The 6,941-nt window shown below is 71.7% G+C and carries 8 protein-coding genes; 3 read left to right on the top strand and 5 right to left on the bottom strand.

The genetic code is table 11. The annotated features are described in order from the left end of the window. The first annotated feature begins 177 nt into the window (after positions 1–177). Positions 178–2,007 (top strand): beta-galactosidase family protein, encoded by a 1,830-nt coding sequence (locus tag EDF42_RS12340; protein WP_123672480.1) that lies wholly within the window; start codon positions 178–180, stop codon positions 2,005–2,007. 88 nt (positions 2,008–2,095) lie between these two features. Here the strand turns inward: EDF42_RS12340 and EDF42_RS12335 are convergent, their stop codons facing one another. From EDF42_RS12335 to EDF42_RS12325, 3 genes are read right to left on the bottom strand one after another with little or no spacing between them, the layout of a single operon-like run. Then, entirely contained in the window at positions 2,096–2,560 is a 465-nt protein-coding gene (locus EDF42_RS12335; RefSeq protein WP_123672479.1) for a hypothetical protein, read from the bottom strand. After that, positions 2,557–2,856: a biopolymer transporter Tol gene (locus EDF42_RS12330; protein WP_123672515.1), complete on the bottom strand. Its 300-nt coding sequence runs from the start codon at positions 2,854–2,856 to the stop codon at positions 2,557–2,559. Before EDF42_RS12330 ends, EDF42_RS12335 begins: the two co-directional genes overlap by 4 nt. Positions 2,857–2,873: 17 nt before the next feature. Then, a complete protein-coding gene (locus EDF42_RS12325) occupies positions 2,874–3,512 on the bottom strand; it encodes a TetR/AcrR family transcriptional regulator (RefSeq protein ID WP_123338691.1) in 639 nt (212 codons plus the stop codon). 92 nt (positions 3,513–3,604) lie between these two features. Here EDF42_RS12325 and EDF42_RS12320 point away from each other — a divergent pair, with 92 nt between their 5' ends. After that, the gene (locus EDF42_RS12320; protein ID WP_123672478.1) at positions 3,605–3,952 is read left to right on the top strand and encodes a DoxX family protein; all 348 of its coding nucleotides are present in this window, start codon (positions 3,605–3,607) and stop codon (positions 3,950–3,952) included. Between the two features lie 22 nt (positions 3,953–3,974). Here the strand turns inward: EDF42_RS12320 and EDF42_RS12315 are convergent, their stop codons facing one another. Then, complete coding sequence (locus tag EDF42_RS12315; protein WP_123672477.1) at positions 3,975–5,075, bottom strand: SDR family oxidoreductase; 1,101 nt, start codon at positions 5,073–5,075, stop codon at positions 3,975–3,977. Between the two features lie 37 nt (positions 5,076–5,112). Next, complete coding sequence (locus EDF42_RS12310) at positions 5,113–5,511, bottom strand: DUF3253 domain-containing protein (RefSeq protein ID WP_123672476.1); 399 nt, start codon at positions 5,509–5,511, stop codon at positions 5,113–5,115. 80 nt (positions 5,512–5,591) lie between these two features. Here EDF42_RS12310 and EDF42_RS12305 point away from each other — a divergent pair, with 80 nt between their 5' ends. After that, on the top strand, positions 5,592–6,932 hold the full coding sequence (locus EDF42_RS12305; protein WP_260235426.1) for an alpha-amylase family glycosyl hydrolase: 1,341 nt from the start codon (positions 5,592–5,594) through the stop codon (positions 6,930–6,932). Positions 6,933–6,941 lie beyond the last annotated feature (9 nt).

Raw genomic sequence — 6,941 nt, 5'->3', positions numbered from 1 at the left:
GTTGTGGGGGTGCTTTGGGGTTTTTTTTTTTGGGGGGGTTTTTCGTCCGCTGTTCTCCCCCCCCCCCCCCCCCCCCCCCCCCGCCCCCCCCCCCCCCCCCCCCCCCCCCCCCCCCCCCCCCCCGGGGGGGGGGGCCCCCCCCCCCCCCCCCACCCCGCTGTCTGAAAGAGTCATCTCATGCGATTCGCCATCGGCGACACCGACTTCCTGCTCGACGGCGAGCCGCACCGCGTGCTGTCCGGTGCGATCCACTACTTCCGCGTGCACCCCGACCTGTGGGCTGACCGGATCCGCAAGGCGAAGCTGATGGGCCTCAACACCATCGAGACCTACGTCGCCTGGAACGCGCACGCGCCGTCGCCCGACGTCTTCGACCTGACCGGCGGGCTCGACCTCGGCCGGTTCCTCGACCTGGTCGCTGCCGAGGGGATGCACGCCATCGTCCGCCCCGGCCCCTACATCTGCGCCGAGTGGACCAACGGCGGTCTGCCGTACTGGTTGTTCGCGGGCGGCTCCGTGGGCGTCCGGCGCAACGAGTCCGGGTTCCTCGCGGCGGTCCAGACGTACCTGCAGCAGCTGGCCCCCGTGCTGGTCCCGCGGCAGATCGACCAGGGCGGGCCCATCGTCCTGGTGCAGGTCGAGAACGAGTACGGCGCCTACGGCTCCGACCCCGAGTACCTGCGTGCACTCGAGCAGATGCACCGCGACATCGGGCTGACCGTCCCGTTCACGAGCGTCGACCAGCCGATGGGCACGATGCTCGAGGACGGTTCGCTGCCGTCGCTGCACAAGACCGGCTCGTTCGGCTCGCGGTCCGCCGCGCGCCTCGAGCGGCTCCGCCAGGCTCAGCCCACCGGCCCCCTGATGTGCTCCGAGTTCTGGGACGGCTGGTTCGACAGCTGGGGCGAGCACCACCACACCACCTCGGCCGCGGACAGCGCCGCGGACCTCGACGTCCTGCTCGCCGCCGGTGGCTCGGTCAACATCTACATGTTCCACGGTGGCACGAACTTCGGCTTCACGAACGGCGCCAACGACAAGGGCGTGTACCGTCCGATCGCGACGTCGTACGACTACGACGCTCCGCTCGACGAGGCTGGTCGGCCCACCTCGAAGTTCCACGCCTTCCGCGCGGTCATCGAGCGCTACGCGCCCGTCCCGCCGCTGCCGGCGTCGATGGAGCCGGGTGGGTCGGGTCGACTCGCGTCCGATGCGGCGGACGGAGTCGGCCTGGAGGCCCGGATCGCCCCCGCCACGGACCTCGCCGTCCGCCTCGACCGCGTCGCGTCGCTGCGCTCCCTGCTGCCCACGCTCACGACCTGGTCGGCGCACGACGAGCCGCCGACGTTCGACGCCCTCGGTACGGCCAGCGGCTTCGTGCTGTACCGGGCCGAGGTCGACCTGCCGACCGGCGGAGTGCTGACCATCGGGGAAGAGGTCCGCGACCGCGCGATCGTGTCCGTCGACGGCGTCGTCGTCGGCGTCCTGGAGCGCGAGCACCACGACCGCGCCGTCGTCCTGCCGCCGGTGACCGGCACGCTCGAACTGCTCGTCGAGGACCAGGGCCGGGTCGACTACGGCATCCGCATCGGCGAACCGAAGGGCCTGATCGGCGGGGTCGCCGTCGACGGTGTCCCGCTGTCGCGCTGGACCGCGGCACCGTTGGCGCTCGACCCGATCGCACCGTCCGCCCTCGATGCGTTGTCGGCCGTGGAACCGACGGACGGCGAGGTGCTCGCCGGGCCGACCTTCGCCGCAGGGTCGTTCGACCTCGACGCGGGGGACGACCGCTACCTGGCGCTCGACGGCTTCCGCAAGGGTGTCGCGTGGGTGAACGGGTTCTGCCTCGGTCGGTACTGGTCGCGCGGCCCGCAGCAGACCCTGGCGATCCCGGGCCCGGTCCTGCGCCAGGGCCGGAACGACCTCGTCGTCCTCGAGCTGCACGCGTCGGCGTCCCGCACGGCCCACCTGCTCCTCGAGCCGTCCTTGGGCCACACCGAGGGCTGACGTGGCTCGCGGCGTACCTGGTCGAATCGGGCGTACCTGGTCGGAACTTTCGACCAGGTACGCCCGATTCCGCTTCCCACCGCGGGCGTCATGGGACGTTTCGGACTTCGTGAGTCGCTGCCCACGCCCGCACCTCGAGGAGCGCCTCGCGTCGCCAGCGCCAGAGCGGAGAGAACCTCGTGCCGTCGTCCTCCCATGCTCGGGTCAGCAGCCAGATCTGCCGTCGGTGGTCGACCCCGCGATCGTCGCGCCACTCGACGTACGCGTCGTCGAGCACCGCGGTGACGCCCGCACGCGGTGCGGTCCACGACGACAAGAAGCCGGAGTACCGGAGGGTTTCGTCGGACAGGTACACGGCGACGCGTCGGAGCCTGGCCGTGGCCCAGGTCCCGCCGGCGATGAAGGCGACACCGAGGACGAAGACGAACACCCGCGCAGATGCTCCGGGCACGAAGGCCACGCTCGCAAGTGCGACTCCTGTCCCGATCATCACCGGGCCGAACACGATGAGGTTCAGGATGCGGTCCAGGCGCGGCGGACGGATCGTCGTCACGGCAGAGCGTCCAGGTCGGCCAGGGCCTGCTCGGCGTCGGCGATCCGATCGGCCTCGGGACGCGTCCACCACTCCGGCCCGCGCTCGCCCAGCCCGTGCTTCGCGAGGCCGTTCCGGTGCCGGGCCGCGGCCAGGGCGTCGTCGTCGCCCACGCGCTTGGCCTGCTTGACGGCGTTCCGCCCACGACCGAGGTGGCTCCGGAGCGCCGCCGCGACGTCCCCGGGCAGCGCGGGGTCGGTGCGGCGCCATCGTCGCCCGTTGACGACGAAGAAGTGGTCGTCGGCTTCGGCGGTCATGGTCCGAGCGTGCCAGGTCATGCCTGGTGGCGCTCCGCCAGGGCTCGTCGGACCTGGTCACCGCGCAGGGGGCGTCCGGCCAGCACGCCGCGCGGGACGTCCGTCGCCCGGAACCCGTCGAGCACCAGGTCCACCCAGCGTCGGTACGCCTCGGGCGCGACCCGGCCGAACGTGCGGATCGTCTCCGCGATCGAGAGCTGCAGGAGTGCGACGTCGGCCAGGGTGGCGTCGGCGCGGATGACCGCGGCCGCCTGTCCGGCTGTGAAGAGGGCGTCGATCCCGTCCTGCACGGCGATGCGGAGCCGGAGGAGTTCCGGAGCGTCGCGGTAGTCGGTGGTCATGAGTTCGCTGAAGCCGGTGCGGCGGGCCTCGATCGCCGCCGTCTCGCGGACGAAGGTCGCGAAGCCCTCCCACGGGTCCGAGGCGGACAACTCGCAGCAGTGCTCGACGAGGTCGAGCACCTCGTGCATCGGCTCGACCAGGACGGCTTCCCACAGCGCCGCGCGGGTCGGGAAGTGCCGGTACAGGGTCGCGTTGCCGAGTCCCGCTGCGACCGCGATCGGTTCCAGTGCAGCCTGGAGGCCGTGGTCGGTGAACGCGGACCGGGCCGCGTCGACGAGCGCCTGACGGTTCCGGGCGACGTCTCGGCGGGTCATGGACCGAGCCTAGATCGCGTGGCCGGGAATACGGGGAGCAGTCCCCGGTTTGAAACGGGGACAACCATCCGTTTCACCACCTGGAGTTCCCCGTGCACATCGCTGCCGTTGTCCTGTCCCTCGTCCTCGCCGTGGCCCTGCTCGGCTCGGGCGTCATGAAACTCGTCCGCAACCCGAAGATCGTCGCCTCGATGCAGGCAGTCCACGTCACCCCCGCGCAGATGACGGTCCTCGGGGCGCTCGAGGTCGCCGCTGCCGCCGGGCTCGTCATCGGCATCTGGTGGGTGCCGCTCGCCATCGCCGCGGCCATCGGCGCGGTGGTGTACTTCGTCGGCGCCGTGGTGGCGCACCTCCGAGCGCACGACAAGGACCTGCAGGGCGCCGTCGTCCTGCTGGTGCTCTCGGTCGCGACGCTCGTGGTGCTCCTGCTCGCGCTGTAGCCCGCTGTTCCGGGCCGAAGGCTCAGGGGATGAGTCGGTCGGCCCGGTAGCGCGCGAAGAGGTCGGCGAACGCGCGTTCGGTCCGGCGGAAGGCCGTGAACCCGGCCTCGCGGCTCTTCCCCATGTCGGTGACGACCTCCATCGCGCGACCGAGGTCGGCGTCGGTGTGCCACCACGAGGCGAGCCGTGTGATGTCCGCCTCGGCCAGACCGTGTCGCTCGGCGATGCGGGCCCACTCCGACTCGTACGGCGCCATCTGCTGCTCGAGCGGACGCGGCTCGTCCTGGTACCCGACCACGCGCGCCGGGTCGACGCCGAGGTGTGCAGCCAGGCGCGGCCACATCCAGCGCCACCGGAAGACGTCGCCGTTCACGATGTTGAAGGCCTCGTCGGCACCCTCGGGTGCGGTCGCCGCCCAGACCATCTGCTCGGCGAGGATCCCCGCCTCGGTCATGTCGGTCAGGCCGTTCCACTGCGCCTCGCTGCCCGGGAACACGAAGTCCAGGGCGAGCTCCTTCGCCAGGGTGGCCTGCACCGCGATCGTCAGGCCCATGTTCATCGCGTTGCCGACAGCGTGCCCGATCACGGTGTGCGAGCGGTGCACCGACCACGTGAAGCCCTGGCGCTCAGCGGCGGTGAAGAGTTCGTCCTCCTGCGCGTAGTAGAAGTTGGGGGTGTCCAGGCGGGGCTCTTCCTCGTGGAAGGGCGTGTCCGGCATCTCGCCCGCGGCGTAGGCCTCGAACGGGCCGAGGTAGTGCTTGAGCCCGGTCACCAGCGCGACGTGCGCCAGTGGAGCGTGCGCGAGTGCGGCGAGCAGGTCGCGGACCATGCCGCCGTTCACGCGGATGTTCTCGGCTTCGGTCTCCTGGCGCTGCCACGCGGTGAAGAACACGTGCGTGGGACGTTCGTCGGCCAGGGCGGCGCCGAGGCTGTCGGGATCGCGGAGGTCCGCGGCGACGGTCCGGACGTCCTGCTGGGGGAGCGGACGGCGGGACAGTGCGGTCACGTCCCAGCCGAGGTCGAGCAGGTGGCTCACCAGGGCGGAGCCGGTGATGCCGCTGGCTCCCACGACGAGGGCTCGGGGCTGGGCAGAGGTCGGTGCGGTCGATCCGGTTGCAGTCATCTCCCGGCCCAACCGACGGTGCACGACAGGTGTTCCCTCACCGCGGGCGGCGGATGCGGATCGGGCCCTTCGCGGTCGACGGGTCCACGACGGAGCCGCCCTGGGTGATCTCGACCTCGCCGCGCGCCATCATGCGCTGGGCCGCTCGCCGGGCGCGCTCCATGAGCGGGCGCCAGTCGTCCGGATCGAGCGACCTCGCCACCTCGGACGGGCAGATGCTCGAGGTGCGTGCCCGTGCGGCGAGCAGTTCGTCGATGCGCTGTTCGAGTGCCAGGTCCGTCGGGTCGACCCCGTGGCGACGGCAGGCACGGGAGCACCACTTGGATTCGGGCGCCGCCGTCGACGGCATCCGACGGCCGCACGACGCACAAGTCCGCTCGGCCTGTGCCGACTCCGACGCCGCAGCGTCCGCTTCCGTCCTGATCGCACGTCCCATGCCCACATCCTCGTCCTGCCGTTCCTGTCCGTTCCCAGCACGGGAGCGCCCAGCACAGGCGCGGCTGGCAGTGTCGAGGGGTGAGCACCGACACCGCACCGATCCGTCCGCCCGAGCCCGCCTGGGTCCCGCACGTCATGTGGTGGCACGTGTACCCGCTCGGGTTCGTCGGGGCGGACGTCCGCCCGGGGGTACCGGTCGAGGAGCGCGCCGTCGAGCACCGTCTCGGCCGCATCGAACCCTGGCTCGGCCACGTGGTGGACCTCGGCCTGAACGGCCTGGTGCTCGGGCCGGTGTTCGCGAGCTCCACCCATGGCTACGACACGGTGGACCACTTCCGGATCGACCCCCGGCTCGGCGACGAAGCCGACTTCGACCGTCTGGTGTCCGCGGCGCACGAGCGGGGGATCCGGGTCCTGCTCGACGGTGTCTTCAACCACGTCGGCCGTGAGCACCCGGCGTTCCGGGCGCTCGGAGAAGCAGGACCGGATGCGGCGACCGCTGGCCTGTTCGCGATCGACTGGTCGGGGTGGTCGCCGGGGCAGCCGGTGCCCGTCGGGTTGTTCGAGGGACACGACATCCTCGTGGCGCTGGACCACGCCAGCCGAGCGACCGAGGACCTCGTCGTGCAGATCATGACGCACTGGCTGGAGCGCGGGATCGACGGCTGGCGCCTCGATGCGGCGTACGCGGTGCCACCGGCGTTCTGGGCCAGGGTGCTGCCGCGGGTGCGCGAGCGGTTCCCTGACGCGTGGTTCAGCGGCGAGGTGATCCACGGCGACGCGGCGGCGATCGCGCGGGAGTCGACGATGGACTCGTTGACGCAGTACGAACTGTGGCAGGGCATCTGGCACGGCATCGCGGACGGCAACGGCCACGAACTGGCGCACGCGATCGAGCGGCACGACGCCCTGCTCGAGACGTTCGCCCCGACGACCTTCATCGGCAACCACGACGTCACCCGCATCGCGAGCGCGGTGGGGGAGCAGTTCGCCGGGCACGCGGCCGCGGTGTTGTTCACCGTCGCCGGCACCCCGATCGTCTACGCGGGCGACGAGTACGGCTGGACCGGGGTGAAGGAGGAACGCGAGGGCGGTGACGACGCGGTCCGACCGGAGTTCCCGGACACACCACCCGCAGCGGGGGACCTGACGCACGCGTACGAAGCCCTGATCGCCCTGCGCCGCCGCAACCCGTGGTTGCACCGGGCGCACACCGACGTCGTGCACCTGACGAACACGGCGGTCGTCCTGCGGACCGCGACGTCGGACGCGGCCGTGGTGACCGCCCTGAACCTGTCGGCCGATCCCGTCGAGGTGCCCGCGGCGGATGCGACGCAGGTGGAGGCGGGCGGTGCCGACCTGGGGAACGGAACCCTGCGCCTCCCGGCCAGGGGGTGGGCGGTCGCGTCGCGATCGTGAGCAGAAAAG

The sequence above is a fragment of the Curtobacterium sp. PhB172 genome (genome assembly GCF_003752545.1).
Classification (GTDB): domain Bacteria; phylum Actinomycetota; class Actinomycetes; order Actinomycetales; family Microbacteriaceae; genus Curtobacterium.
Note: the sequence above shows the minus strand (reverse complement) of the source record. Positions and strands in the feature narration are given on the sequence as shown.